This is a genomic window from Pseudomonas sp. 1 R 17, from assembly GCF_900067035.1.
Lineage (GTDB): Bacteria > Pseudomonadota > Gammaproteobacteria > Pseudomonadales > Pseudomonadaceae > Aquipseudomonas > Aquipseudomonas marginalis.
In genome coordinates, this window is record NZ_FKLB01000020.1 from 76,321 (window position 1) to 103,193 (window position 26,873).

The 26,873-nt window shown below is 61.6% G+C and carries 18 protein-coding genes; 11 read left to right on the forward strand and 7 right to left on the reverse strand.

From position 1 onward, the window contains the following. Positions 1-9: 9 nt before the first annotated feature. A complete protein-coding gene (locus BFP99_RS04795) occupies positions 10-2,571 on the forward strand; it encodes a TonB-dependent receptor plug domain-containing protein (RefSeq protein WP_065927631.1) in 2,562 nt (853 codons plus the stop codon). Between the two features lie 19 nt (positions 2,572-2,590). Continuing rightward, positions 2,591-3,676, forward strand: coding sequence for an LLM class flavin-dependent oxidoreductase (locus BFP99_RS04800; protein WP_065946743.1), 1,086 nt, complete (start codon positions 2,591-2,593; stop codon positions 3,674-3,676). 96 nt (positions 3,677-3,772) lie between these two features. On the opposite strand, the gene BFP99_RS04805 is transcribed toward BFP99_RS04800, so the two are convergent. From BFP99_RS04805 to BFP99_RS04835, 7 genes are read right to left on the reverse strand one after another with little or no spacing between them, the layout of a single operon-like run. Next, on the reverse strand, positions 3,773-5,551 hold the full coding sequence (locus BFP99_RS04805) for a dipeptide ABC transporter ATP-binding protein (protein ID WP_065927633.1): 1,779 nt from the start codon (positions 5,549-5,551) through the stop codon (positions 3,773-3,775). Beyond that, on the reverse strand, positions 5,548-6,375 hold the full coding sequence (locus tag BFP99_RS04810) for an ABC transporter permease (RefSeq protein ID WP_065946744.1): 828 nt from the start codon (positions 6,373-6,375) through the stop codon (positions 5,548-5,550). The genes BFP99_RS04805 and BFP99_RS04810 overlap by 4 nt, the downstream gene beginning before the upstream one ends. Beyond that, entirely contained in the window at positions 6,372-7,427 is a 1,056-nt protein-coding gene (locus BFP99_RS04815) for an ABC transporter permease (RefSeq protein ID WP_065927635.1), read from the reverse strand. The genes BFP99_RS04810 and BFP99_RS04815 overlap by 4 nt, the downstream gene beginning before the upstream one ends. Next, entirely contained in the window at positions 7,420-8,976 is a 1,557-nt protein-coding gene (locus BFP99_RS04820) for an ABC transporter substrate-binding protein (RefSeq protein ID WP_065927636.1), read from the reverse strand. Before BFP99_RS04820 ends, BFP99_RS04815 begins: the two co-directional genes overlap by 8 nt. Positions 8,977-8,979: 3 nt before the next feature. Next, positions 8,980-10,167, reverse strand: coding sequence for an LLM class flavin-dependent oxidoreductase (locus BFP99_RS04825; protein ID WP_065927637.1), 1,188 nt, complete (start codon positions 10,165-10,167; stop codon positions 8,980-8,982). 46 nt (positions 10,168-10,213) lie between these two features. Next, positions 10,214-10,942, reverse strand: coding sequence for a class II aldolase/adducin family protein (locus BFP99_RS04830; protein ID WP_065946745.1), 729 nt, complete (start codon positions 10,940-10,942; stop codon positions 10,214-10,216). A gap of 15 nt (positions 10,943-10,957) precedes the next feature. After that, on the reverse strand, positions 10,958-12,001 hold the full coding sequence (locus BFP99_RS04835; RefSeq protein WP_065946746.1) for an ABC transporter substrate-binding protein: 1,044 nt from the start codon (positions 11,999-12,001) through the stop codon (positions 10,958-10,960). 341 nt (positions 12,002-12,342) lie between these two features. Here BFP99_RS04835 and BFP99_RS04840 point away from each other — a divergent pair, with 341 nt between their 5' ends. The 9 genes from BFP99_RS04840 (at position 12,343) to BFP99_RS04880 (ending at position 26,866) form a co-directional block, all read left to right on the forward strand. Continuing rightward, on the forward strand, positions 12,343-13,575 hold the full coding sequence (locus BFP99_RS04840) for an acyl-CoA dehydrogenase family protein (protein WP_065946747.1): 1,233 nt from the start codon (positions 12,343-12,345) through the stop codon (positions 13,573-13,575). A 56-nt stretch (positions 13,576-13,631) separates the two neighbouring features. After that, the gene (locus tag BFP99_RS04845) at positions 13,632-15,398 is read left to right on the forward strand and encodes an ABC transporter ATP-binding protein (RefSeq protein WP_065946748.1); all 1,767 of its coding nucleotides are present in this window, start codon (positions 13,632-13,634) and stop codon (positions 15,396-15,398) included. Further along, positions 15,391-17,229, forward strand: a complete 1,839-nt coding sequence (locus tag BFP99_RS04850) for an ABC transporter ATP-binding protein (RefSeq protein ID WP_065946749.1) — start codon at positions 15,391-15,393, stop codon at positions 17,227-17,229. The genes BFP99_RS04845 and BFP99_RS04850 overlap by 8 nt, the downstream gene beginning before the upstream one ends. 201 nt (positions 17,230-17,430) lie before the next feature. Next, on the forward strand, positions 17,431-18,582 hold the full coding sequence (locus BFP99_RS04855; RefSeq protein WP_065941391.1) for an LLM class flavin-dependent oxidoreductase: 1,152 nt from the start codon (positions 17,431-17,433) through the stop codon (positions 18,580-18,582). A 20-nt stretch (positions 18,583-18,602) separates the two neighbouring features. Continuing rightward, positions 18,603-19,676 (forward strand): ABC transporter substrate-binding protein, encoded by a 1,074-nt coding sequence (locus BFP99_RS04860; protein ID WP_065946750.1) that lies wholly within the window; start codon positions 18,603-18,605, stop codon positions 19,674-19,676. Positions 19,677-19,764: 88 nt separating this feature from the next. Next, on the forward strand, positions 19,765-20,823 hold the full coding sequence (locus BFP99_RS04865) for an ABC transporter substrate-binding protein (protein ID WP_065927645.1): 1,059 nt from the start codon (positions 19,765-19,767) through the stop codon (positions 20,821-20,823). A gap of 336 nt (positions 20,824-21,159) precedes the next feature. Continuing rightward, on the forward strand, positions 21,160-23,400 hold the full coding sequence (locus tag BFP99_RS04870) for a TonB-dependent receptor (protein ID WP_065946751.1): 2,241 nt from the start codon (positions 21,160-21,162) through the stop codon (positions 23,398-23,400). Between the two features lie 68 nt (positions 23,401-23,468). Further along, positions 23,469-25,934, forward strand: a complete 2,466-nt coding sequence (locus BFP99_RS04875; protein WP_065927647.1) for a TonB-dependent receptor plug domain-containing protein — start codon at positions 23,469-23,471, stop codon at positions 25,932-25,934. A 170-nt stretch (positions 25,935-26,104) separates the two neighbouring features. Beyond that, entirely contained in the window at positions 26,105-26,866 is a 762-nt protein-coding gene (locus BFP99_RS04880; protein ID WP_065927648.1) for an ABC transporter permease, read from the forward strand. Positions 26,867-26,873 lie beyond the last annotated feature (7 nt).

Consider the following 26,873-nt stretch of genomic DNA (forward strand, 5'->3'; position numbering starts at 1 on the left):
ATTTCTGCCATGCACGCTATCGCCTTGCGTTTACCCCTGCTGCTGGCAGTCACCCTGCCGCTGCAGGCTTTTGCCACCGATACCCAACTGCAAACCGTGACCGTGCAGGCAAGTGCCAGCAAGTCGGATGACGACGCACTGCCCACCCGCCCGCCGACCTCAGTGTACGGTGGCACGGAAACCAAAGTGCTGGACACGCCGCGCTCCGTGGTGCAAATCAACGCCGAGCAATTGGCGAGCGGCGCGATCCATAGCGCCGACGACCTGGTCAAATATGCGCCCGGCATCACTCGGGGCGGCGGGCAAAACGCGGGTATCGCACCGCAGTTTCGTGGCCAGGGTTCGGAGATTTTCCAGGACGGCCAGCGTGGTTACGCCGTGCGCCACCCCGCCAACTTCAACGCCTATGAAGGTGCGGACATCGTTGCCGGCCCGTCCTCGGTGACCTACGGCTCGGTATCCGGCAGCGGCGGCTACGTCAACTACCTGAGCAAGAAACCCGACTTCAACGCGTTCAAGACCAAACTCAGCGGCGAACTGGGTTCGTGGGTTCCGGACGGCACCTCGCGCAGTTCCAACAAATTCAGCATCGACAACACCGGGCCTCTGAGTGACAACCTGGCCTACCGCGTGAGCATCACCAAGCAGCGCCAGGAGGACTTCTATGACAATGTCGAGAACAATTTTGACGCCTTCTATGGCGCGTTGGCCTGGCGCAACGAGAACGTGCGGGTCGACTGGAACGCCAGCTACGACAATTACTACGACTACAACATCACCCACGGCTGGAACCGCGCTACCCAGGACCTGGTGGACAACGGCAAATACTACGCCGGGCGCGCCACGCCGATTATCCAGAACGGCACTAGCCTGTGGTCGCCGGTGCTGGCTTCGGGCGCCGCTGATGCGCCAACACTCGGTTGGGTAAAACGCCAACGCAACACCCAGGGCCAATACAGTGTGGTCGACGGCAGCTTCCAGACCGCCTCACCGAATACCCAGGCCAACCCCGGCAGCCTGCGTGGCTGGGTGTATGACCCGACGCTGACGGGCAATGGCGAGCAGTCGCTGTCATCACAGACCGGGCAGCGCAAAGAGGACGAAAGCAGCTCGCGGCGCTTCACCACGCAACTGCGTATCGAGGCGGACCTGTCGCCGACTATCACCGTGGCCAACAGCACTTTTTATGAACGCTCCAAGGACATCACCGATGCCGTGGGCGCATTCCAAGTGCAATCGAAAGACAACATTTTCGATAACCGCTTCGAGTTCCGCTCGCGCAACGAGACCCAGCTGGGCCGCTGGACCCTGCGCGATGACAGCAACACCGGGCTGATCTACCGCCGCGAATTCAACCAGTCGATTGCTGCGAACAACAGCTTTGGCTCGACCATCAATGCCTATGACCTGACCCAGGACCCCTCCGGCAAAAACCCTGGTGACTTACTCGGCCTCGACGGCAGCAACCCTGCCGGCGGCAACGGCGCTTGGATCGGCCAACCCGGCGTGCCGCAATACTCCAACTACTACGGCTGGTTGAACCTGCCGCCAATGTACACAGCTGGGCACGGCCTGTACGCCGAATCCGTGGCGCCCTACACCGCTGAAAGCACATGGACCACCAAAACCCTGTTCAGCCAGCACAACCTCAAGTACGGCGAGTATTTCGGCTTGAATATTGGCGCCAGCCGCAGCTGGATCGAGGCAGAGATCGACAACCCGTTCGTACTCGCCGGTGGCAACCGGCGTAAGGACAGCGACAATTACCGGCTGTTTGCTTTCCAGGTCAGCCCGTATGTAAAACCGACTGAGAACACCACGCTGTACTACACCTTCGACCGCTCGTTGGCGGTCAACACCGGGTTCTTTTCCAACGGCCTTGGCTGGGGCAGCGGCAGTGGCGCCAACCAGCTCAACCCGCTGGCGTTCCAGAGCCTGAGCGTGCTGCATGAAGTCGGGGTAAAGGTCGAAGCAGTGCCCAACCAGCTGTTCATGACGCTGGCGGCGTTCAAGCAAGCCCGCGACCAGGCACCTGACAGCAATAACAACATCGCGCGACTGATGATCAAGGGTGTGGAAGCCACCGTGCGCTATCAACCGGACGACCACCTTCGCAGTGGTCTGAACCTGTCCAAACTCAACGCCTATAACGAGTTCACTTCCCAGGCCGGATTTGCCTCAGCGGGGTTCATTCCCGACAACGGCACAGTGTTCGGCGATAACAATAGCCTCAACCAGCGGCCGTCCGGGCGTTACGATGCGGTTCAGATTCCTGAATACACCGCCAGCGGGTATGTCGACTACCGCTTCGACTCAGGCTTTGGCGCCGAACTGTCAGGCTGGTGGACCAGCAGTTGGTACCTGAACCTCAGCAAGACCGTAAAGATCCCGAACGAATACAACCTCGATCTCGCCGTGTACTACCGCCAACCGCAATGGAGCACCACGTTACGGGTGCTCAACCTGACCAATGAACTGAACTTCGTCAGCGGACTGGCCGGTTCCACCAACACTTTTTTGCAACCCATGCCTGGCCGCACCTTGTTGGCCCAGGTCGACTATCAATTCTGATCCGCACCAGGAGCACGTTATGTCTATCGAATTTGTCGGCATGATTTTCCCTCGCCAGTGGTCCGAAACCCGTGGCGTTCGCAGCCCGGATTTCGACCTCGACTTTATCCGTCACCATGCCCGCGCCCATGAGCATGCAGGCTTCGACCGTGTGCTGATCGCCAGCGGCCCCGGCAGTGCCGACAGCCTGCAAATTGCCGCGTATGCGGCGGCGCACACTGAGCGATTGGGCTTCATGATCGCCCATCGCCCCGGCCTCACCGCGCCGACCGTCGCTGCCCGCTCGTTTGCCACGCTGGACCATACCACTGGCGGCGGGCGCATTCGCTTGCACGCGATTACCGGCATTACCGCCGAGCCACAGGAAGGCGACTTTCTGCTGGACAAGACCGAACGCTACAGGCGCACCGATGAATATCTGGAGATTGTGCGACGCACCTGGACGGCCGAAGAGCCGTTCGATTTCGAAGGTGAGTACTTCAACATCAAGGGTGCGTTTTCACCGGTCAAACCGTTGCAACAGGCGCATATTCCAATCTCGTTTGGCGGCTCTTCCGACATTGCCTATCAGATCGCGGTGAAGCATGCGGACCTGTATGCGCTGTGGGGCGAGCCGTTAAGCGGCGTGGCTGAGCAAATTGCCAAGCTGAAGGCGGCAGCATTAATAGCGGGTGTTGAAGCGCCACGGGTCAGTTTGTCGGTGCGGCTGATTTTGGGGGCAACAGAGGAATTAGCCTGGCAACGCGCCGAGCATATCCTGGAGCAGATCAAGGCCAATCCACAGTTTGCGGCGGGCAGTCCGTGGCAGAAGCGGATCAAGGGCACCGGCTCCGAACGTCTGTTAGCCGCGGCGGCGCTGGGTGATCGTCATGATCGCGCGCTGTGGATGCCGACGGCGACAGCAGTGGGCGCTTATGGCGATACCACCGCGCTGGTGGGTACGCCGGAAACGGTGGCGCAGGCGCTGTTGGATTATGTGGACCTGGGCGTTACCACGTTCTTGAATCGCGGTTATGACCCGCTGTACGACACCGTGGATTATGGGCGGTGGATTATCCCCGCAGTGCGTGAAGAGGCGTTGCGGCGCAAGGCGAAAATTGCTTAACGACGGCGGATGCCATCGCCGTCAAGGCGGCTCCTACAAGGGCTTTGTGTACCTGTAGGGGCCTGATTGCCGGCGATCACTGTGCAGCGGAGCCATTCACCCCAACGATGGCGAATGCTCCAGCAACGTGCGCGTATATGCCGCCTGTGGTTGATCCAAAACATCATCAACAGCCCCCTGCTCCACCACCCTTCCGACCTTCAACACCAGCACCCGATCGGCAATCGCGCGCACCACGCCCAGGTCGTGGGTGACGAATAACATCGTCAAACCTTCACGCTGTAGCTGACGCAGCAGGTCCAGGATCGACGCCTGTACCGATACGTCCAATGCCGAGGTGATTTCATCGCAGATCAGCAACCTGGGCTCGCACAACAGCGCACGGGCGATAGCCACTCGCTGGCGTTCACCACCTGACAGGCTGTGGGGATAGAGGCCGGCGACTGATTCCGGCAGTGACACACGCTTGAGCACGGCTTCCACTCGTTCCCGTGCTGGCGCCCCTTGCACGCCGAAGAAATGCGCCAGTGGCGCGCTCAGAGTCTGGTACACGGTTTGCCGTGGGTTCAACGCGCGATATGGATTCTGGAAGATGTATTGAATCTGGTGGCGCAGGCCTGCATCGCGCTGGCGGGCGTGCAACGGTAAATGCCGGCCGGCGTAGTCCAGTGCACCTTCGACATTCTCCCCAAGGCCAGCAATAGCCCGCGCCAGGCTGGTCTTGCCCGAGCCCGACTCCCCCACAATCGCCAGGCATTCACCCGGTTGCACCTGCAACGAGACATCGAACAACACCTGCCGGTCATAGGCGACGTTCAAGCCACTGACCGACAACAGTGGCAGCTCTACCCGCCCCTTCAAGGCAGCAATTGGCTCCAGCGCCTTGAGCTGTAACGCCTGATCGTGAGGCGCCAGGCAAGCCACCCCACGACCGGCCGCGTTCATCTGCAATACCGGCTCAACCACCGCGCACCCAGCCGTAAACCGCTCACAACGCGGCCCGAAACTGCACCCCTGGGGCCTACGCCCCGGCGCCGGTGCATGCCCGGCAATCGCCTTCAATTCGCGCCGTCCCGCCACATCCGGAATCGCCGCCAGCAACCCTCGGGTATAGGGATGGGACGGTCGACTGAACAACTCATCCCGCGTCGCCGTTTCAACGATGCGCCCGGCGTACATCACCATCACCCGGTCCACCAGGTCCTTGATCACCGCCAGGTCGTGGGACACATACACCGCCGCTACGCCCTGGCTTTTGCACAGCCGACGCAGCGTGGCGAGGATATGCGCCTGGGTGCTGACGTCCAGCGCAGTGGTCGGCTCGTCCAGCACGATCAGGCGCGGGCGTAGCACAAAAGCCAGCGCCAGCATCACCCGTTGCTGTTGGCCGCCGGATAGTTGATGGGAAAAACGCCGTAGAAACCCGTGATCGTCCGGCAATCCGACGTCACGCAGGGTCTCGATGATGCGCTGCTGTTGCGCCTCGCGGTCAAGCCCAGAAGGATGCGCCGCCAGGGTTTCACGCAACAGGTGGCCGATGCGCAGTGCCGGATTGAGCGCGGTGGCCGGGTCCTGGGCGACATAACCGATCAGGCTGCCACGGGCACGGCGCAAGGCTTCGCCTTCCAGGCTCAACAATGCCTGGTCACCTACGTGCGCCTGCCCGCCGACAATCCGTGCACCGCGCCGGGCATGTGCCAGCAACGCAGTCGCCAAGGTGGTCTTGCCCGAGCCCGACTCACCCACCAAACCGAGAATTTCCCCGGCAGCCAGGCCGAACGAGATGCCCGACACCACATCCACCTGCCCCGGCAATTCCACCCGCAGGTCGCGGACCTGCAACACCCCGGCGTCGATTTCGGTCATCGCATTCATGATTGTTTGTCTCCCAGCCTTGCGCTGCTGCGGCCGATGCCTTCAGCCAAAATATTGGTGCCGTAGGCAAACACACCGATCAGCAACGCCGGAGCCAATACGGCCCAGGGTTGCACCAGCAGGCCGGCCTGGTTTTCATTGATCATCAGCCCCCAGTCAGCGGTGGGTGGCGCCACGCCGTAGCCAAGAAAACTCAGGCCCGACAACATGCCCACGCCCCAGGTCAGCATGTTGCCGAAATGCACCAGCAGCGGTGTGAGGATGTTCGGCAGGATCTCCTTGAACAGAATTCGGCGTCGCGAATAGCCCATCATTTGCGCCGCTTCAACGAACTCCTGACCTGCAACTGCTACCGCACTCGCCCGCGCTAAACGTATAACGCCCGGTATAAAGGCGATGGAGACTGTCAGCACGATCAACCACGGTGCGCGCCCCAACATGGACACAATCAGCAGCACCAGAATCAGGTCGGGAAACGCCTGGGACACATCCGCCGACCAGGTAATAAACTGATCCAGGCGCCGACGCGACAACCCCGCCAGCAACCCCAATGTAGTGCCCGCCGCCAGTGCAATACTGGCGGCTGCGACCGACATCCACAGCACCGACAAACCACCACTGAGCAACCGCGACAGCACGTCATGCCCCAGGAAGTCATACCCCAGCCACGCATCACCTGCAGGCGCGCCGTAGACAGGACCGACCATGTCCGTCGACCCGTGAGGTGCCAACCAAGGCCCGAACAGCGCCACGCCCACCACCAGCAGAGTGATCAATGCCCCCTTACGTGTTTGTGGTTCGGCCAACCATCGACGGGCACTCATGCATCACCTCGGGAGCGGCGCCACCACGGGGTTATTCCCCTCCGGTTGCGTTGAATCAGGGTCACCCGCCGTGCGGTGCGCAGCTTGGGTGTAAGCAGCACGGTCAATAGGTCGGCCAGTAGGTTGATCAGCACCACCGCGAGGGTGATCACCAGCACAATCGCCTGGATCATCGGCAGGTCGCGCATCTGGATCGCGGCGTTCAGCGCGGTGCCGATACCGGGATAGCTGAAGATAACTTCCGCCAGCACGGCGCCTCCGATCAACGTACGCAAGGTCAGCGCCACACCCTGGATCGCCGGTACCAGCGCATTGGGCAACGTGTGGCACCAGACAATCCGCCGCTGCGCAATGCCGCGTAGCCTGGCGGCAATCACGTAATCGGACTCCTGCGCCTCGATCACAGCGGCCCTTACCATGCGCGTGAGGTACGGCAATGCAGTGAGGCTCAAGGCGATTATCGGCAATACCAGGGACTTGAGTTGGCGCAGCAGCGACAGGTCGGGATCCAGGATCGATACCGCAGGTAAGAAATCCATGTGCGGCATGGAAAACAGCAATACCAGGCCAATCGCCAACAGAAACCCCGGCGTGGCTTTTAGAAAGATCAGCAACGACAGGCTCCAACGATCCAGCCAGCTGTCGCGCCGCAATGCCAGGGCCACGCCAAGGGCCAGTGCGCCAGGTACTACCACGGTAATCACCCCGACCAGCAACGCCAGTGTGTAGCCAAAACGCCCCCACAGGATATGGCTGACCGGCGCGTTGGAGTCCAGGGAAATCCCGAGGTCCCCGCACAAGACGCTGCCGAGCCAGCGCAGGTATTGCCACAGGATTGGCTGGTCGAGCCCCAACTGGTGTTGCAGGGTAAGGATGCTTTCCAGCGGCGCGTCCGGGCCGAGGATCACCCGCGCGGGGTCGGATGGCAGGGCCTGGGTGGCGATGAACACCACCAGGCTGATAACCCAGGCCGTCAGCAGGCCGTAACCCAGGCGCCCGATAAACCATGACAACCAAGCAGGCGTGCGTGGAGGATTGGCAGGCTCAAGCATGCTTCAACCACAGTTCGTCAAAACGCCAGGAAGCGAAGGTGGTCTGCTCTGGCGCCAAACCGCCGACCTTGACCGAGGCGGCGTCCAGCACATCGTTGAAGCCCCAAATCAGCAATCCGCCGCGCTCGTGTTGAATCTGCTGGGCCTCGTGTACCAGGCCTTTACGCAACTCCAGCTCTGGCTGCGCAAGGGCCTCACGGTAGAGGTCATCAAAACGCGGGTCATGGAAGTTGCTGCGGTTGTAGATCGCCAACGGCGCGTCGTTGTGCAGTGCCGAGGCCAGGAAACCCCGGGCCGGCGTAGAACCCGGCGACACTTGCCACTGCTCACGCTGCGGGCCGTTGAACACAGCGCCATCCACTTGGGTCACGCGTATCTCGACACCGGCCTTTTTCGCTTGCTGGGCAAACACCAGCGCGGCGTTCACACCGGGCCCAGGCGTGGTGGTCAGTTCCACGCGCAAATCCGTCTGCCCGGCCTGACGCAGCAGCGAGCGGGCCTGCTCCAGATCATACGGCCGCTGGGCAATCGCATGGTTGTAGGTGGGATCGTGAGGTGAATACAGGTCATTGGCAATGCGACCGAAACCGTTAAGGCCCCGGTCCACCAGCTCTTGCCGATCCGCCAGCAAGCGAAACGCCTGGCGCACCCGCACATCATCGAAGGGCGGCTTGGCCAGGTTGAGATTGAAACCGGTAAACGAAGTGCTTGGCGACACGCACAACGACAAGCGTGAGTCGGCCTTGAGCAACGCACTGTGCTCGGCCTGCACACCGCTGGCCACATCGATCTGTCCGGCGCGCAACGCAGCAACACGGGAGACCTGGTCCTTGAACTCGATGATTTCCAGCTCATCGGCATAAGGCTGGCCGGGTTTGTAGTAATTCTCAAACCGCGTGTACAACGAGCGCTGGCCGGGTACGAAACGCTTGAGCCTATAAGGGCCGGCACCTACCGGATTGGTGATGGGGTCATAGTCGGTGGGGACGATGCCGCCAAAGCTGATCAGGGTTTCATCCAGAGGGAAGAAGCTCTGGCCTTGCTTGAAGCGGATTTCGATGGTGCGCTCATCCAGCTTGCGTAAGGCATTGCGATCAATGGCACCGACCAGGCCGGCAAACGGCGATGCCAGCTTGGGATCGGTAAGGCGCAACAACGAAAACAGCATGTCGTCAGCGCCGATGGTCTTGCCATGGTGAAACTCCAGGTCCGGCTTGATGCGGATGGTCCAGGCACTCGCATCGGCATTCGGTTCGGCGAACTCGGCCAGGGCCAGGCGTGTGCTGACATCGGTGTTCCATTCCCAGAACTTGCTGTACAGCGCCCAGCCACGAATGATCCCGCCGCCCACCGGTTTATGGGCATCCAGGTTGCCAGACTGATCGCCATCGATAATGCCAATGCGCAGGCGCCCACCGCTGACGGGCTTACCGCTCAGTACGGCGGCACCCTGAGTCGTCGTGCCGCTGTCGCAGCCGCCCAACAGCAAACCACCGCCGATGGCCAAGCTGTTGCCGAGAAACACCCGGCGAGAAAATCCATCACTCATGGTTCAAGCCTCTTGGCGCTGCGGCGACTTTTGGCTGACACCCAGACGCGGCGCTTCAAAGCCGTGGTCCAGGTCCAGCAGCGGGAACAGCAGGTCGGCCACGCGGTGCGCTTCATCGATCAGCGGGAAGCCAGACAGAATGAACGAGGAAGTGCCCTGGGCTTCGTATTCGCGGATGCGCTCGGCGACCTGTTCCGCGCTGCCCACCAAGTAGGTACCAGCGGCCGGCCCGAGGATATTGAAGCCGAACAGGCTCGGGCCAAGCCATACGTTAGGATAGATCTCCAGCTCACGCGCGGTCGGCAAACGCCCGGCGCGAATGGTCTCGACGTTACGCTGGGTCTGTGGGTCGTCGCTGTGGAAATCTTCCAGGCTCACACCGGCCGGCAACTGGCGCTCGATGGCGTTGCGCGCAGTTTGCAGCGAGGTGCGTTGCAGGAGTCTTTCGGCGTGGGCCCAGGCTTCTTCCTCGGTCTCGCGCACGATGATTTGCAGGCGTGTGCCGAAGGTCAGTTCGCGACCGATCTTCGCCGCTTCAGCGGCGACTTTGCGAAACTTGTCGCCGAGTTTTGGCGGAGTGTTGGCGAAGCTCAGATACACGTCGAGCAATTGCACCGAATGCTCGACGCCGGGCCCTGAGGTTCCGGCGCCCCACAACGGGATGCCCGGCTTCTGGTAAGGCGGATGCCAGCCGCCCAGTGGATGGTTGGCTGCGCCCGGCGAACGCGGCGCGAGCTTGATGTACTCACCGTCATAGCCTCGCGTGTCGCCGGCATAGAAGCCCTGGAACGCCCGCCAGTATTCCAGGCTGAAGGCGTACCGCTCGTCATGCGGGTAGTGCACCCCAAGTGTCGCCAGGCCCGCGTCATTGCCATTGACCACGTTGAACAGCAGACGGCCATTGGAGAACTGGTCGAAGGTCAGCGCCCACTTGGCCAACACCGCTGGCGATAACTCGCCCGGGTGCTGCGCCACCAGAAAACGCAGGCGCTGGGTGGCGTCGATCAACGACGCGGCCACCGCCAGGCTTTCATTGGGGCTGGAACCGAGCAGCGAACCGTAGTAGCCCAGGCGATCACTGGCCACGGCGAGCTGCTTGAGGTGCTGGAAATCAGTGTTCCAACGGCCTTCCGGCTCCCATGGGTACGGGCCATCGGGCGTGGTCAAGTACCAAAGAATTTTTACAGCCATAAAAAACATCCTTGAAATAGAGAACCCTGTGGGAGCTGGTAAGGCGTTAGCGGCGGTCGATGGCCGGGACCAGGCCCTGTGCCGTGGCTTGTTCGAACAGGCCGCTCATTTTCCATTGCTGGGTCAACACGCCCGGCCCGTAGGCCCGTGAGCCACCGAGCGCATCGGCAAGCAATTGCAGTTGTGCGCCCTCCTCCAGCAACAGGATGAATTCGGCGGTGGCGCGCAGGCCTTGCTTGCCCCACACGGTGGAGCCGCCATTGGCCTCCAGGATCGCCAGGTTGAAGGGGTTCTCGGCGATCTTGTCGAGGATAAAGTCCACTTCCTGTTGGCGACGGTCGATATACACCGGCAGCTCACGGGCCAACTGGTAGCGCTGCACCGGCACGTAATGGAATGGCAAGGTGCGGTGGGTCTGGGCCCAGGCGCCCAGGTACGGCGAGTGCACGTGGGACACGGTGGTCACATCCGGGTGTTGCTGGAACAGCTTGGTGTAGCGCCCCAGGCCGCCCTTGCCCTTGCCAAAAACCACGTTGCCGGCAAAGTCGGTAACCGTGGCTTGCAGCGGCTTGCGGTAGTTCCACGGGCCTGCGTAGTTCACCGATACCAACAGTTCCTGGCCAGGTACGCGCTCGATAAAGCCGACGGTCCCAGCGGCGGTGATGGTGTTTGTTTCACGGAACACGGTGAAGGCTTCTTCAGCTTCCAGCAGGACCTTGTCGATAAAGGTTTGCAGTTCCTGGCTGATCGGTTGTGTGTGGGCAATGGCAGTCATGGGGATTCTCCGGATTCAGGCGCGGCGCTTGGCCAACAGTTCATGGGCAGCTTGCAGGGGGCGCGGGTCGACCCAGTCGGCGATGGCAAAATCGCGCTCCAGGAAGCCGTGCAGGTAGAGGAAATCTTTCTGGATATCGAGGAATTCCAGGCGCTGGGCAGACAAATCCGGCGCCAGGGTGGTGTGGAAATCACCGCGATAAGCCTCGGCCACACCGGCACTGCCGGCACGAGTTTCTTCTTCTAGAATGGCGTTCAGGCTGTCGCGGTTGTTGGCCGCCCAATCGGCGGCGCTGAGGGTTTGCGCAAGAAAGCGCACCACCAGATCAAAGTGGTTGTCCAGCAGGCTCTGGTGAACGGTGATCGGACGCGGCGTGCCGTTGTTGATGCGGTAGCGCGGCTCAGCGATCAGGTCCAGGTCGATCCCCACCACCAGCCCCAGGCGGCGTGCGGCGTCGGCCGCCGAAGCGCCCTTGACGTAAACCGCATCCACCTCTCCACGCACCAGGTAATCCAGGCCGGACCACAAGCGCTGCAAACCTTGCTGCGGGTCAGGCGCTTGTTCCTGGTCCTGCAATGCCACTTCCACCAGCTCCACATCATCAAACCCCAGTTCGGCCAGGCTCAATGCGCCCTTATAACCATGCAGGCTCATGGCGCGAGCGATGCTGCCGGGACGGTTTTCACCCCAGGCTGGCAGGGCTAGGCGCTTGCCCCTCAGGTCTGCGGGACGGGTGATGCCGGAGTCCGGGCGGACCAAGATGGTCTGCCATTCCTCGACCCAGGTCAGACCGATCAAGCGGCTCGGCGCACCCGCAGCACGTGCGGCCAATGCAGGGACGTTGCCGCCTTCGCGAAACAGCCCCGGCAAATCGTGATCGTAGTGGTGCCGGCCCAACTGACGCGCCTCCTGCAAGGTGGACACCGGCAGGCCGTCGGGGGCGAACTCCTCGCTCAACCAGCCCAGCTTGTAGGCGATGCCGGACGCAGTCGGCACCGGGCAACGGGTAAACCAGATCTGCTCAAGCTCAGGCGTGGGCAGGACAGCGGAAAGGGTCATGGGCAGCTCCATTAAATTGGGCAAGTCAGTGAAGGGGGTATTGCAGAGGGCGTGCCAATCGCTCAAAGCCCCGGTTTACAAGGGCATCGAAACAAACATCCAAACGCGACTGCTGGCCTGCCAACAGCACTGCTGCTCTTCCAGCAGCCGTTTCACGACGCTGCTTCCCCAGCAGCAAACCGGCGCGCCCCTTCCCCCATACAGCAGGGTTTTGCTCGTTGGCGCAGAACTTGCTCAAGCCCTCCCAACACCAACCTCCCCGCAGGAGCCGGCTTGCCGGCGATGTTCGTCAACGATGACGCACAGCCATAGAGGAACGGGGCAAACCAAAGGATGAATGAATGACAACGTATGAACAGGCGCCCGCCCGCCACCTGCACAGCGAAACCGAGGCCATCGACGCCGCCAGAGAAATCGCCGTGGAGATCGCCAGCATTGCCGCCGACACCCAGCAAAATGGCCAACTGCCCTGGCGCCAGGCGCAATTGCTGTCCGAAAGCGGCATCACCGCCATCGGTGTACCTAAGGCCTTCGGCGGCCTGGGCGCATCGGTGCAGACCATCGTCGAAACCGTGCGCATCATTTCGATGGCCGACGGCGGCGTCGGGCAATTGCTGCAAATCCACAATGTGATGCTGCGCGGGATTTTCAACGGTTACCCGGACGCAGTACGCGATCGGCTGGTCAGCGATGTCCTGGCTGGCAAGCGTTTCGGCAATGCCCTGGCCGAGGTAGGCGGCAAGAACAAGTTCGCCCTCAAGACCCGCGTCGAACGCCGCGAGGACGGCGCCCTGGTACTCAATGGCAGCAAGTTTTACTCCACGGGCTCTTACCTGGCCGAATGGATCTCCCTCACGGCCGCCTCGGATGACGGCGGTGCCGGCGTACTGCTCAACCGCAACACGCCAGGCCTGACCCTGGTGGACGACTGGGACGCCTTCGGCCAGAACAACTCGGTGAGTGGCACGGTGAACTTCGACAATATCGTGCTGGATGAGGATTTTGTTTCACGCCGCAAGGGCCCAATGAAGCGTACCGGGTTGACCTTCCCGCAGATCCTTCACGCGGCCATTGATACGGGCATCGCGGCCGGCGCGTTGTCGGCGGCCGTCGACTACCTCAAGCACAACGCTCGGCCTTGGGTAGAAAGCGGCGTAGACCATGCCAATGAGGAGCCGCACATCATCAAACAGATTGGCGAATACGCCGTGGCCCTGCGCGCCGCTGAATCCCTGCTGCGCGATGCGGCACGGATATTTGACCACCATGAGCAAGACCTGGAAAACAAAGAGCTGCAAGACGAGCTGATCCTTTCGGTGGCCACTGCCCGTGCCCATTCGGACAGCGCCTCGCTGAAGATCTCCAGCGATATCTTCTCGCTGCTGGGGGCCAGTTCATCGCTGAGCAAATGGAACCTCGACCGCTTCTGGCGCAATGCCCGGGTGCACACCACCCACGACCCGATCCGCTGGCGCCTGCACCATGTGGGCAACTACTACCTCAATGGCGTGGACCCCGGCGAATACACCGCGATCCTCAACGCCAAGGAAACCCAAGGCGCTACACGCAAATAAATCACCGTAGGGTTTTGTGTGTGCCCTTACACGCCGTTTATGCCAATGAGCTTTTCATGATCGAACGACACCCTCTTCTACGCAGCCTGGCGATCTATAGGGAAATGCCCTGGCGATTCACCCTGGTGGCGGCGCTGTACGTGGCCATCAACCTAGGCCTGGTCTGGCAGCAATGGCTGATCGGCCATGCAGTCAATGACGTGAGCGCCGGGCGTGCCGTGGTACGCCTCGGCGACGGCAGCCTGGATGCCGGCCTTGGCTGGTACTGGCTGGGCCTGATGCTGGCCGTGGCCCTGGGCCGTGGCGTGCTGCAATACATCGCCAGCGTGTTGTCGCTGGTGATCAGCCAGGAACTGCTGACGCGCCTGCGCGAACGCATCCTGGCCCAGGTGCAAAGCCTGCACCTGGGCTATCACTGGCAGCACGGCATGGGTGAAATGATCACCCGCACCACCCGTGATGCCGACAAAGTGCGCGACGCATTGATCACTTTCTGGCGGCAGTTGGTAGAGACACCGCTGGTGGTGCTGGCCACGGTTGGCCTGCTGAGCTGGTACAACCCTCTGCTGGGGTTGGTGCCGCTGTTGCTGACGGTGACCGGCTTGGCGATTTTCGTGCGCCAGACCGAACAGCTGGTGAGCCTGGATCACGCGGTCGGCAGCGCCTATGACCGGGTCAACCAAGACCTGAGCGAAGGCATTGGCGGCGTGCGGGTGATCAAGTCGTTCGCCCTGGAGCAGCGGCGTATCCAGGGCTTTGCCGATCAGGTGGCGGTGTTTGCTGCGTTGGCGCGCCAAGCCCTGGCTTATTCCAGCTCACGTATTCCGCTGCCCCAGGCGGTAGTGGCGCTGGGTCACGTGTGGATCCTGGTATACGGCGCGCACCTGGTGGCGACCGGTCAACTGGGCATCGGCGAATTGGTCACTTCGCTGCTGATCGCCACCACCCTGGTGTTTCGTATCGAAGGCATTGGCCGGGTGATGCAGACCTTCGCCGATGCTCGCGCCAGTGCCGAACGCATCTGGCAACTGCTGGACGCTCCGGCCGCGATCCGCAGCGGTGCTGCCACCCTACCCGCCAGCTCGCTGGGACTGAAGCTGGAACAGGTCAGCGTGACCGCGCCCGGTGGTGGCCGCGACATTTTGCACGGCTGTTCGCTGACATTGCAGCCGGGTGAAATCGTCGCGCTGGTGGGCGCAACTGGTACCGGTAAGAGCCTGCTCGCCAGCTTACTGCCACGCCTGACCGATGTAACCGCCGGGCGCCTGTTGCTCGGTTCGGACAACGACGGCTGGCATGACATCCGTAACCTGCAACTGGGCCCGCTGCGTCAGCGAGTGCATGTGGTACCCCAGGAGAGTTTCCTGTTTGCCGGCAGCCTGGCGGCCAACCTGCGCCTGACCGCGCCTAATGCCACTGACGAAGAACTGCGCGAAGCGTTGCATCAAGCCGCTGCTGAAGATGTCCTGCAGCGCCTGCCCCTGGGCCTTGAAACCCCTCTCGGCGATAGGGGCGTGACCTTATCCGGCGGCCAGCGCCAACGCCTGTGCCTGGCCCGCGCGCTGCTCGGAAAACCCGACATCCTGTGCCTGGACGACGCCACCAGCGCCCTCGACGCCATCAGCGAGCGCCAGGTGCTGCACAACCTTGGACACCTGCGCGACACCACGGTGCTGGTGATCTCCAGCAAGCTCTCGACCATCCTGCTGGCTGACCGCGTGCTGATGCTGGATGACGGCAGGATCACCGCCCAAGGCACCCATGCTGAACTGCAATCAACCAATGCGCACTACCGCGACCTGCTGGGGATAGACCATGGCTAACCCGCTGCCAGGCAAAGCCTTGAGCGATATCGAAATCGAAGAAATGCTGGCGAAAAAGGCCCTCGATCGTGGCATGTTCAAACGCTTGCTGCCGTTACTGCGACCGATCCGTCGGCAGATTGCGGCTGTTATCGGCATTGAGATCCTACTGGTGTTCACCGTGTTCCTGCGGCCCTGGTTTGTGCGCGAGCTGCTGGACCGAGGACTGATCCGGCAAGCCGATCATTGGCTGCTGGATGAACGCCTGGTGCTATGGCTGGGCCTGGGCCTGGCGACAAGTTGGCTGGCGCGTTTCCTGCTGGCCGGGGTCTCGCAGTTTGTTGCCGGCGGCGCGGCGATCCGCGTGTTGAATGCCTTGCGCGTGCAGGTGTTTGCCCATGTGCAGAACCTGAGCGTGAGCTACTTCGACCAGACTCGTGCAGGGCGCATCATTTCCCGGGTCGACCGCGATGTCGACGCCCTCGAACCGCTGGTGATCCAAGGCCCGCCGGAACTGCTGGGCGCCGTGCTGCGCTGCGGCCTGGCCTCGGTAATGCTCTGGCGCATCGACCCACGGTTCTTCCTCAGCCTGGTAGCGACGGTGCCATTGCTGGTGCTCGCGACATGGAGCTTCAAGCGTATTTCCCAGCGCAACTGGGCTAAGGTCGCGGAGAACCGCAGCCGCTTTACTGCGCACTTGGTGGAAAGTGTCAGCGGTGCGCGCTTGCTGCAACAGTGCGCCCAGGAGGCGCCGAACCTGCAGCGCTATCGCGTGCTGCTGGATGATTTCAACCATGCGCTGATTCGCGGCAGTTTGCGCTCGTCGTGGTTTGCACCGTTTACCGCACTGCTCAGTTCAGCAGGCATCGCGCTGTTATTGCTGGTGGGTGCGTATGGGTTGGCGGCGGGTGAAGTCAGTGTCGGCCAGGTGGCAGAAAGCCTGTTCTACGTGTTTCTGTTCCTGGGGCCATTGCAGGAGCTGTCGGACCTGTTTGAACGCTACGCCACGGGTTCGGCGTCGGCCCAGCGGATCTTCCTGTTGCTTGACACGCGCCCGCAGATCGTCGACAGCGCTACCCCCCGCGCATTGGAGCGCGCCCGTGGAGAAGTGCAGTTTGACCAAGTGGAGTTCGGTTATGGTCAGGCGCCCGTAATCAAAGGCTTGAGCCTGCATATTCCAGCCGGAGAAGTGCTGGCGATCGTCGGCCCGTCCGGCCACGGCAAAAGTACCTTGGTGCAACTGCTGACACGCTTCTACGAAGTCCAAGCCGGCGCCGTGCGACTCGACGGCATCAATGTGCGCGACCTGGCGCAACACACCTTGCGTCGCCATGTGGGCGTGGTGTTGCAGGACAATGTACTGTTCAGCGGCAGCATCCTCGACAACCTGCGCCTGGCCGCGCCCCATGCCGATGATGCAACGCTGGTCGCCGCTGCCCGTGAACTGGGCGCCGATGAAGTTCTGGAACGCCTGCCCCATCAATACCACACTGAAGTAGGGCCGCTGGGGGATCATCTGAGCCATGGCCAGCGGCAACTGGTGTGCCTGGTGCGCGCGTACCTGGCGGACCCGGCGGTGCTGGTTCTGGATGAGGCGACGTCGGCGGTCGATATTCATACCGAACGGCGTATCCAACGGGCCTTGCGACGCCTGTGTGAGGGGCGCACGGCAATCATCATCGCCCACCGCCTGGCAACAATTCGGGATGCCGACCGGATTGCCGTGGTACGCCACGGCCAAGTGGTGGAACTGGGGCCACACCAGCAATTGATCGGACAGGTCGGGCCCTACGCAGCGCTGTACCACACCTACCTGCGCAGCGCCCATCAACCTGACGCCATCGCCCTGTAGAAGCCGGCTTGCCGGCCCCCTGAAAGCATATGTTGCGCGTCCAGCATTGGTTGCTGGGAGGCTGCTGCTACAGCAGCAGCCCTCTCCTTCTGAAGTGCGGTTGCCCCCGTAGCCACTGGCCGAAGCGCCCATGGCATGCACGTTGCACAGACCTTGCGCATCAGGTCTGCGCCCCTTGCACGACTCAAATCAGGAGCACCCATGAGCACTGAATTTTTCTGGCGCCTGCCGTTGGGCACCGACGGTCCGCAACTGACCACCGACAAACACAACCGTGGCAACCCCGACTACCGGCCTGGCAATATCGCCCCGGGGCGATTACCCAACGGCGAGCCGGATGACTTCACCTACATCGACTACATCGCCCAAGTGGCCAAGGCCGCCGAACTTGCAGGTTTTGAAGGTGCCCTGCTGCCCACTGGCCCCGAGCCCTGGATCGCCGCTGCAGCGCTGGCCCGCGAAACCCGGCGCATCAAGTTCCTGATCGCCTTCCAAGCCACCTGGACCCTGCCCGCCTACGCCGCGCAGCAAGCCGCGATTCTGCAGAACCTCAGCCGTGGCCGCCTGGAGTGGAACATCATCACCGGAGGTAACCCCGCGAGCCAGCGCGCCAATGGTGATTTCCTCGAACATGACCTGCGCTACAAGCGCACCGGCGAATTCCTGGACATCATCCAGGGCCTGTGGAAGAACGAAAAATTCTCCTACGACGGTGAGATCTACCAACTGGAAAACGGTGCCCTGCCCACCGGCCTGCGTCATGAGCGCAAGCCAGGAGTTTATTTCTCCGGATTCTCCGATGCTGCGTTGGGCGTTGCCGCCAAACACGCCGACGTGTACCTGAATTGGGCCGAGCCCATCGACAAGCTCAAGCCGCATATCGAGCGCGTACGCGAGTTGGCTGACAAACAAGGGCGCACGGTACGTTTCGGCCTGCGGGTCGACCTGTTCGCCCGTGAGACCGAAGAGCTGGCCTGGAAAGACCTGCGACGCCAATTCGACAAACTCGAAGGCAAGACCAGTACGGTTGCCAAAGGTTTTACCAGCGGTTCGGATTCAGTCGGCGGCGCGCGGCAGACCGCCTATCACCAGAACGTCGACCGCTTCGACGACCTGACCATCGGCCCCAACCTCTGGGCTGGTTTCGCCAAGGCCAAGCCGGGACCCACCGTCGGCCTGGTGGGCAGCCACGAAAACATCGCCGAGCGCCTGGTGGAATACCGCGACGCTGGCTTCTCGACCTTTATCCTTGCCGGCAACCCGCACCTTGAGGAAGCCTTGCGCATTGGCCAGGAAGTATTGCCGCTGGTGCACCAACGCCCGGCGATCCAACCTTTGAAAGCCAGCGCCTAAGCGCTGGGGGAGAACCTCTGATGACACAACCCCTCGACACTCTCTGGTATACCCGTTGTCCTGTGCCAACCGGGCTGGGCATCGCCGTACAAAAGGGCTGGTTGCAAGACACCGTCGGCGCCTTGGGCACCGAGGTGCAGTCCCTGCGCGAATCGAATGACAAGGCCGTGCGCGAGTCGCACTTCGACCACACCTTGCAGAACTCGGTGCGCCATGGCGGCAATATCCCGGCGATCTGGGCCCGCGCCCAAGGCCGCGAAACCCGGGTGATCGGCTTGTCCTGGGCGGATGAAGTGCAACTGATCCTGACCCGCCCGGACAGCGGCATCAAGACCGTCAAGGACCTCAACGGCCGCACCTTCGGCTTGCCGGACTGGGCCGGCGTTCAAATCGACTTCACCCGCGCCCAGGCCCTGCGCGGCCTGGAAAACGCGCTGTCGCTGGAAGGCTTAAAAGTCGGCGATGTGAAGCTTGTCAACTTCCGCTACGGCGGTACCTTCAGTGACAGCGCCGTGCGCAATGTAGCCGGCACGCCGGTTAATACCCAGGTCAGCGCGCGCAACCTGGAACTGATCGGCCTGCTGCGCGGCGAGGTGGATGCAATTTTCCTCAAGGGCGCCAGCGCCGCCCAGCACGCCCATGATTTCGGCCTGCATATCGTGATCGATACAGGCGCCCACCCCGACCCACTGATCCGCAGCAACAACGGCACCCCACGCACGCTGGCGGTAGACCTGAACCTGCTGGAGAACCATTTTGACGTGGCCACTGGCATCCTCGACGCGGTGCTGCGCGCCGAACAGTGGGCCCATACCCACCCGGAAGACACCCGCCGTTACCTGGCGCGGGAAACCAACAGCAGCGAGTATTGGGTGACAGCCGCCTATGGCCACGACGCGCACCTGCGCCTGCGTACCGAGCTGGATGAACAGGCGATTGATGCCCTGCAGGACTTCACCAACTTTTTGCACCGTTGGCGCTTTATTCCACAGCGCTTCGATGTGCGTCAATGGATCGATGCACGGCCGTTGAACACTGTGCTCAACGACAACGCCAACCCTGCAGGAGCTGGGTTGCCAGCGATGGCCTCCTAATGATTACTGCATCATTCACGGGCGCCATCGCCAGCAAGCCGGGCTCCTGCAATGTGCGAACATTTCATGGATTTGAACGAAGAATTTTATGAGCAAACCACTCGATACTCTCTGGTATACCCACAGCCCGGTCCCCACCGGGCTTGGCATCGCGGTGCAGTCCGGGCGACTGGCCGAAGCCTTCCTACCCTTTGGCACCAATATCCAATCGTTGCGCGAATCCACCGAGCGGGAAGTGCGCGAAGCCCACTATGACCATCACCTGCAGAATTCGGTGCGTCACGGTGGCAATATCCCGGCGATCTGGGCCTACGCCAGTGGCGTCGAAACCCGCGTACTGGGCTTGTCATGGAGCGACGAGGTGCAGTTGATCCTGACCACCGCAGAGAGCGGTGTTAAGAACGTACGCGACCTGAAAAACCGCCGTTTCGGTCTGCCCAAGTGGGCCAACGTACAGATCGACTTCACGCGTGCCCAGGCCCTGCGTGGCCTGGAAAACGCGCTCAAACTCGAAGGTTTGAACGTGTCGGACGTGGAGCTGGTGGACTACCCCTATGGCGGGACCTACAGCGATCACCAGACCTCCTATGTGTATGGCCCCGAAATCGGACTGGGGGTCAGCCGCTTCAGCCGGCGCAACAATGAACTGATCGGCCTGCTGCGCGGCGATATCGACGCGATCTTTCTCAAGGGCGCCCACGCTGTGCACTTAGCCAATGAGTTCGGTTTGCATGTCGTGGTAGACACCGGCTCGCACCCGGACCCGTTGATCCGCAGCAACAACGGCACGCCGCGCACCCTTACCGTGGATATCAACCTGCTGCAAGAGCATTTCGATGCCAGCGTGAAAATCGTCGATACCGTGCTGCGCACCGAACAATGGGCCTGGGCCAACCCGGATGAAACCCGGCGCTTTCTCGCCAAAGAACTCAATACCAGCGAATACTGGGTCACGGCCGCCTATGGTGAAGATGCGCACCGTCGACTGCGGACCACGCTGGACTCGCGCTCGATCGATGCGTTGCAGGATTTCACCGACTTCCTGTTCCGCTGGAACTTCATCCCGCGCCGCTTCGATGTGCGCGACTGGATCGACTTCAGCGTGCTGGAAAAAGTCATTGGTTCCACTTCGCGCGTCGCTGTTTAGCCCTACCCTACCTGTAGGAGCCCGGCTTGCTGGCAATGGCAGCCGTGAAAACGCCATCGCCGGCAAGCCGGGCTCCTACAATTAATGTGTGATCAGTGCCAGCTGTGTTGGCCTGGCAACACTTTCCCTGCTGCTCCAGCAGCACCCTGCGCGCACTTTCTGCTGAATCCTCCGCAGGTCGTTTTCACGCCTCTTGAAAGCGTTATAAAACTCAGCTTTATATATATTTTTTATAATTAAAATCAGTAGTTTACGATCATGTATCAACACTGAAATCCTCTTGGCACGATCTCTGCTCTACCCCCCTTAAGGACATATTTTCCGGGGGAGACTGCAATGCATAAAATCAATCCGATCACCAAGGGCCTTTGGCTCGCTTTGCTCGTCGCCGGCAGCACGCACGCCGCTGAAGACGACGCCAGCAAGACCGAGCCGTCACTCAAGACCGTGACCGTCACCGCGCAACACCGCGAGCAAACCCTTCAAGAGGTTCCGGTGGCGGTATCGGCGGTCCAGGGCACCAGCATCGTCGCCGATGGCGTACGTAACATGGGCGACATCACCACCTTCATTCCCAACGCCTCGGCCAAGAATCCCGACGGCGACGGTCGCCCGCGCTGGTACATCCGCGGGCTGGGCACTGGCGACACTGGTGCGGCCACGGTTTACCCCGTAGGCATTTATGCCGATGACGTGTACCTGAATGCACCGATTGCCGGTGGCGGCCCGCTGTGGGACCTGGAGCGCATCGAGATCCTGCGCGGGCCACAGGGCACGCTCTACGGCAAGAACACCACGGCCGGCGCGGTAAATATCATCTCGAAGAAACCGACGTTCGACACCGACGGTTTCGGCACCATCGGCTTTGGCAGCAAGAACGAACGCATCCTCAGCGGCGCCCTCGGCGGTGCCCTGGTGGATGAGAAACTCGCCGCGCGGATCTCGCTGTACTCCGAAGAGCGCGACGGTTTCCAGAAGAACCTGGTGGACGATCACACCTACGGTGACGTGAACAAAAAGGCCGTGCGCCTGCAGTTCTTCGCCCAGCTCAACGACGACCTGGACGCGCTGTGGAAGATCCACAGCCGCCAGTTCAAGGGCGATGGCGCCAACGGTGCGCTGACCCTGGGCCGCTATTACAACGTGGGCTACCAGCGGCCGGCCGGGCGCGATATCGAGCTCAATGTGAAAGACGATTCCAAGCTCAATCACGACGGTACTTCGCTGACCCTCAACTGGCACCTGGGCGACTACACCCTCACGTCCATCAGCGCCTATGACTATATTCGCGGCCAGTCCAGCAGTGACGGCGACTACACGCCGTACGAGGTCAACGGGACCTCCACCGCAGACAACAAATACGCTCAGTATTCCCAGGAAATCCGCCTGGCCTCGCCCCAGCAGGAAACCCTGCGCTGGCTGGCCGGTGCGCACTATTTCCACGAAGATCTGGATAGCACCGCCGGGCGTTTTATCCAGCCCGGCCCGACCCCCAACGGCACAGGTTCGAACCAGATTGGGGGCGCCACGGATTTTCGTGACCTGAGCTACGACCATAAGACTGACAGCTACGCGCTATTCGGCAACCTGACCTACGACTTCACCGACAACTTCAGCGTGACCGGTGGCCTGCGCTGGACCCAGGAAAAGAAAGACATCGACCTCAGCCTGACCCAGTTGACCCGCGCCACCGCCAACGGCCCATTGATCCCGCTAGCCGCCGCCGGCAGCAACGGCAATCGCCAGGAGGATAAAACCTGGGAAGCCTGGACCTACGACCTGACCCCGGAATACCGCATCAACGACAACGTGCGCGTGTTTTTCCGCTACGCCCATGGCTTCCGTTCCGGCGGTTTCAACACCGGGTTGTCCACCAGCCTGTCGCAACTGACCACGGTAGACCCGGAACAACTCGACGCCTATGAGTTCGGCGTGAAGTCCGAGTGGTTCAACCATCGCCTGACCGCCAACGCGAATATCTTCTACTACGACTATTCGGACATTCAGGTGAACCTGCTGACGGTTAACAACGGAGTACTGACAACCGCCTTGACCAACGGCGCCAAGGGTAAGGTCAAAGGTGCCGAGCTGGAACTGGAAGGCCAACCCACCGACTACTTGCACCTGCGCGCAGCGATCTCGTTCCTGGACAGCGAATACACCGATTTCAAAAACACCAACCCCACCACCGGCGCAGTCACCGGCGACTATAGCGGCAACAGCTTCGTGCGCTCGCCGCGTAATGTGGTGTCCTTGGGCGGCGACTACACCATCCCACTGGAAATCGGCGGCAAGCTGGTGGCGGGGGCGGATGTGAGTTTCCGCGACAAGGAATACTTCCTCGCCGACCGCCAGAGTAGCGCCGACAAGGACCTGAGCCAGCCTCACTACACCTTGGCCAACAGTCGCCTGACCTGGTACAGCACCGACGAAAAACTCAGCGTCACCGGCTTCGTCAACAACCTCACCGACCGCCGCTACCAAGTCCATGGCCGGCCGAACGGTGGTTTGGGCCAGTACGTGATCACCTACGGCGACCCTCGCACCGTAGGCCTTAGCGTGACCAGCCGCTTCTAACCCAACCACACCTCCACTCCCTGTAGGAGCCGGCAAGCCGGGCTCCTACATTCTGAAAGGACCTTTTTATGTTCCAACGCACTCCGTTGGCCGGCGCCATTGCGCTGGTCATGGGCAGCCTTGCCGTGCCTGTATTTGCGGCAGACGATACGCAGCCAACTGCAAAAAACGATCGCCTGGACACCGTAGTGGTACTAGGCACCCGCCGCAGCGACTTGACCGCCCTGCAAAGCGCAGCACCCGTCGACGTACTGTCTGGCGAGCAATTGCAGCAAACCGGCGCCACCGATCTGTCCGGCGCCCTCACCGCCTTGTCGCCGTCGTTCAACTTCCCACAATCACCTCAAGGAGCCTTCGGCGGCTCCATCGCCCAGGGCGCTTCGCTGCGTGGCTTGGCGTCGGACCAAGTGCTGGTGCTGGTCAACGGCAAGCGCCGTCACAGCAGCGCGAATATCACCCGTCAGAGCCTGGTGAATGGGCGTGGCGCGGCGGCGGTGGACTTGAGCCTGATTCCGTTGAGTGCGATCCAGCGCGTAGAGATCCTGCGCGACGGCGCCGCAGCCCAATATGGCTCCGACGCCATCGCGGGGGTAATCAACATTGTGCTCAAGGAAAACGACGACGGCGGCAATCTGGGCTATCGCTTTGGCGGCTATGACAAAGGCGATGGCCTGCAGCGTAAGCTCAACGGCTGGAAGGGTTTCACGCTGCCCAACGACGGCTTCCTGACCTTGAGCTTCGACGCCGGCAGCCAGGACCCGGCCAGCGACACGAACCCCGACAACCGGATCTTTTACCCCGGAGATACCAGTGTTAACACGCCCCGCGAGCAGAATAACCGCTACCGCACCTGGCGTTGGGGTGCAGGCAATGTCTCGGACCAGTACAACTTCGTGGCCAACAGCGAGGTCGGCATCGGCGAGAGCCTGACCGCCTACGGCTTCGCCACCTACTCCCACAAGAACACCGACGCCGAAGGTTTCTTCGACCCGCCTACCACCTTGCGTAACAACTACGGCAGTAACGCGTTGGCGCGCTACCCGGACGGCCGCTTGCCGATCACCCGCTACGGCCTGGAGGATTATGCGGTGACCGGCGGGCTGCGCTGGGAGAACGAGCGTCTGGGCAAATTCGACCTGGCGCTCAACCATGGTAATAACACCCTTAAATCCACCGACCGCAATGCGATCAACCCCAGCTACGGCACCAATAGCCCATCGAAGATCTACACCGGAGAGCGCGAAAACGACCAGACCAACTTGACCCTGGACTGGGTGCGCGACTTTCCCACCGACCTGTTGTTCAAGCCGCTGACACTCTCCGCCGGGCTGGCCTGGCGCAAGGAAAACTATCAACTGAGCGCGGGTGAAGCGGCGGGCTGGCAGAACGGCCCGCTGTTCAACACGGCCGACCCGATCACCGGGCGCCGAATTCCAGGTTATTACTCAGGCATCACCCAGGTAGATGCTGCCTCGCTGGATCGCAAGGTACTGGGCGCCTACATTGACGTCGAGGGCCAGGTTACCGAGAAATTCCAGGCCGGCGTGGCGGTGCGTACTGAGCACTATTCGGACTTTGGCGACACCACCAACGGCAAACTGTCCCTGCGCTACGACTTCACTCCACAGATCGCCGCACGGGCCACTGCGAGCACCGGGTATCGCGCGCCTTCGTTGGTGCAGAGCGGCATGTCCTCGTTCAGTGTGCAGGTGGTAGAGCAACCACCGGGCAGCGGCAACTTCGTCGAGGTGCAACAACGTACGTTGCGCGCCAACAGCCCGGAAGCCCAGGCACTTGGCGGCAAGGCGCTCAAGCCGGAGGAGTCGACCAACTATTCCCTGGGCCTGGTCTGGCGCCCACTGGAAAATGCCTCGGTCACGGTGGACGCGTACCGCATCAACATCGACAACCGCATCACCCTTTCCGACCAGTTGCCCGCCAGCGTGGTCACGCCGATCTTCGCCGGTACACCCTACGCCAATATCCAGAGCGCGGCGTTCTACACCAACGTCGCCGACACCCGCACCGACGGTATCGAGTTGACCGGCAATTACCAGTGGGACCTGCAGCAGTGGGGTCGCCTGAACCTGAGCGGCGGCTTTGCCAAGACCGACACCACCATCACTGGCTTGCGCGATGTGGGCAATATCAAGGGTTCGCAGATTGTCGGGCGCAACACACAGGGCCTGATCGAGGAAGGCACGCCGGACACCAAGCTGACCCTGAGCGCCAACTGGCTGTATGAAAACTGGGGCCTGACCGTGGCCCAGCGCCGCTATGGCGAATGGAAAAGTCTCAATGCCACCAATCCCAGCCTGGATCAAACCTACAGCCCGCAATGGGTGACCGATCTCGACCTGTCGTATACCTTCCACAAGGGCGTAAAAGTCTCGGTGGGTGCGATCAATCTGTTCGATACCCACCCTGACAAATCCGATGGTGCGCAGTTGTATGGGGTACCGAAATACTCCATCACCAGCCCGGAAGGCGCACAGGGGGCGTTTTATTACACCAGCGTGAGCTACGACTTCTGAGGCGGCTGCTGAATGGCTGCTGCCCCAGCAGCACCCCATCACCAATTGCCCGTTTGCCATGAGCTGATCTTACGGGCCTCATCGCCGGCAAGCCGGGCTCCTACAGATGGGTTGGGTTGTGGCACATGTTTTGCGATGGACACGTTGTACTTCGCTGAAAAAGACTTGCCATGCGCACCCATCGATTGTTCACCGCTCTCACCTGGCTGATCTCGCCCCTGGCTTTGCTCGCCGTCTGGACGTGGGTGGCCCATCTCGGGATTTTCCCGCGCAACCTGCTAGTACCACCGGCCCAGGTGCTGCACACCTTCGAAGAACTGCTGGCCAGCGGCGAATTGCTCGAACACCTGGGTAATAGCTTGTCGCGGCTCGGCCTGGGCTTTGGCATTGGTTCACTGTGTGGCTTGGCCTTCGGCGTGCTGATGGCCTTGTCCAAGAACGTCGAGGTGTACTGCGGGCCGCTGTTCCACACCCTGCGCCAGATCCCCAGCATCGCGTTGATACCGATGTTCGTGCTGCTGTTCGGCATTGATGAAACCTTCAAGATCATTATCGTCGCCAAAACCGCGTTCTTCCCGGTGGCACTCGCCGCAGGAGAAGGGGTACGCGGCATTCCGCGCAGTTACTTCGAAGTGGCCGACGTGTACCGCTTGCGCTGGCCGACCTTTGTGCGCCTGGTGGCTCTGCCCGCCGCCGCGCCGCCGATCATCACCGGCTTTCGCATCAGCTTGACCCGTGCATGGGTGGTGCTGGTGGCCACTGAGTTGCTGGCGGCCGACAGTGGGCTGGGGCAGATGATCGAGATGGCCCGGCAGATGCTGCGCATCGATGTGGTGATGGTCGGTGTAGTGGTGACCGGGGTGATTGGGTTTGCCCTCGACTATGCCTTTCGCCGTATCGAACAGCGCCTGTTTCGCTGGCAGACCCGCTAGGAGCCTC

Excerpts from the sequence above, each read along its gene's own strand:
- BFP99_RS04795 (WP_065927631.1), top strand. The coding sequence starts at position 10 with ATGCACGCTATCGCCTTGCGTTTACCCCTGCTGCTGGCAGTCACCCTG.
- BFP99_RS04800 (WP_065946743.1), top strand. The coding sequence starts at position 2,591 with ATGTCTATCGAATTTGTCGGCATGATTTTCCCTCGCCAGTGGTCCGAA.
- BFP99_RS04805 (WP_065927633.1), bottom strand. The coding sequence starts at position 5,551 with ATGAATGCGATGACCGAAATCGACGCCGGGGTGTTGCAGGTCCGCGAC.
- BFP99_RS04810 (WP_065946744.1), bottom strand. The coding sequence starts at position 6,375 with ATGAGTGCCCGTCGATGGTTGGCCGAACCACAAACACGTAAGGGGGCA.
- BFP99_RS04815 (WP_065927635.1), bottom strand. The coding sequence starts at position 7,427 with ATGCTTGAGCCTGCCAATCCTCCACGCACGCCTGCTTGGTTGTCATGG.
- BFP99_RS04820 (WP_065927636.1), bottom strand. The coding sequence starts at position 8,976 with ATGAGTGATGGATTTTCTCGCCGGGTGTTTCTCGGCAACAGCTTGGCC.
- BFP99_RS04825 (WP_065927637.1), bottom strand. The coding sequence starts at position 10,167 with ATGGCTGTAAAAATTCTTTGGTACTTGACCACGCCCGATGGCCCGTAC.
- BFP99_RS04830 (WP_065946745.1), bottom strand. The coding sequence starts at position 10,942 with ATGACTGCCATTGCCCACACACAACCGATCAGCCAGGAACTGCAAACC.
- BFP99_RS04835 (WP_065946746.1), bottom strand. The coding sequence starts at position 12,001 with ATGACCCTTTCCGCTGTCCTGCCCACGCCTGAGCTTGAGCAGATCTGG.
- BFP99_RS04840 (WP_065946747.1), top strand. The coding sequence starts at position 12,343 with ATGACAACGTATGAACAGGCGCCCGCCCGCCACCTGCACAGCGAAACC.
- BFP99_RS04845 (WP_065946748.1), top strand. The coding sequence starts at position 13,632 with ATGATCGAACGACACCCTCTTCTACGCAGCCTGGCGATCTATAGGGAA.
- BFP99_RS04850 (WP_065946749.1), top strand. The coding sequence starts at position 15,391 with ATGGCTAACCCGCTGCCAGGCAAAGCCTTGAGCGATATCGAAATCGAA.
- BFP99_RS04855 (WP_065941391.1), top strand. The coding sequence starts at position 17,431 with ATGAGCACTGAATTTTTCTGGCGCCTGCCGTTGGGCACCGACGGTCCG.
- BFP99_RS04860 (WP_065946750.1), top strand. The coding sequence starts at position 18,603 with ATGACACAACCCCTCGACACTCTCTGGTATACCCGTTGTCCTGTGCCA.
- BFP99_RS04865 (WP_065927645.1), top strand. The coding sequence starts at position 19,765 with ATGAGCAAACCACTCGATACTCTCTGGTATACCCACAGCCCGGTCCCC.
- BFP99_RS04870 (WP_065946751.1), top strand. The coding sequence starts at position 21,160 with ATGCATAAAATCAATCCGATCACCAAGGGCCTTTGGCTCGCTTTGCTC.
- BFP99_RS04875 (WP_065927647.1), top strand. The coding sequence starts at position 23,469 with ATGTTCCAACGCACTCCGTTGGCCGGCGCCATTGCGCTGGTCATGGGC.
- BFP99_RS04880 (WP_065927648.1), top strand. The coding sequence starts at position 26,105 with ATGCGCACCCATCGATTGTTCACCGCTCTCACCTGGCTGATCTCGCCC.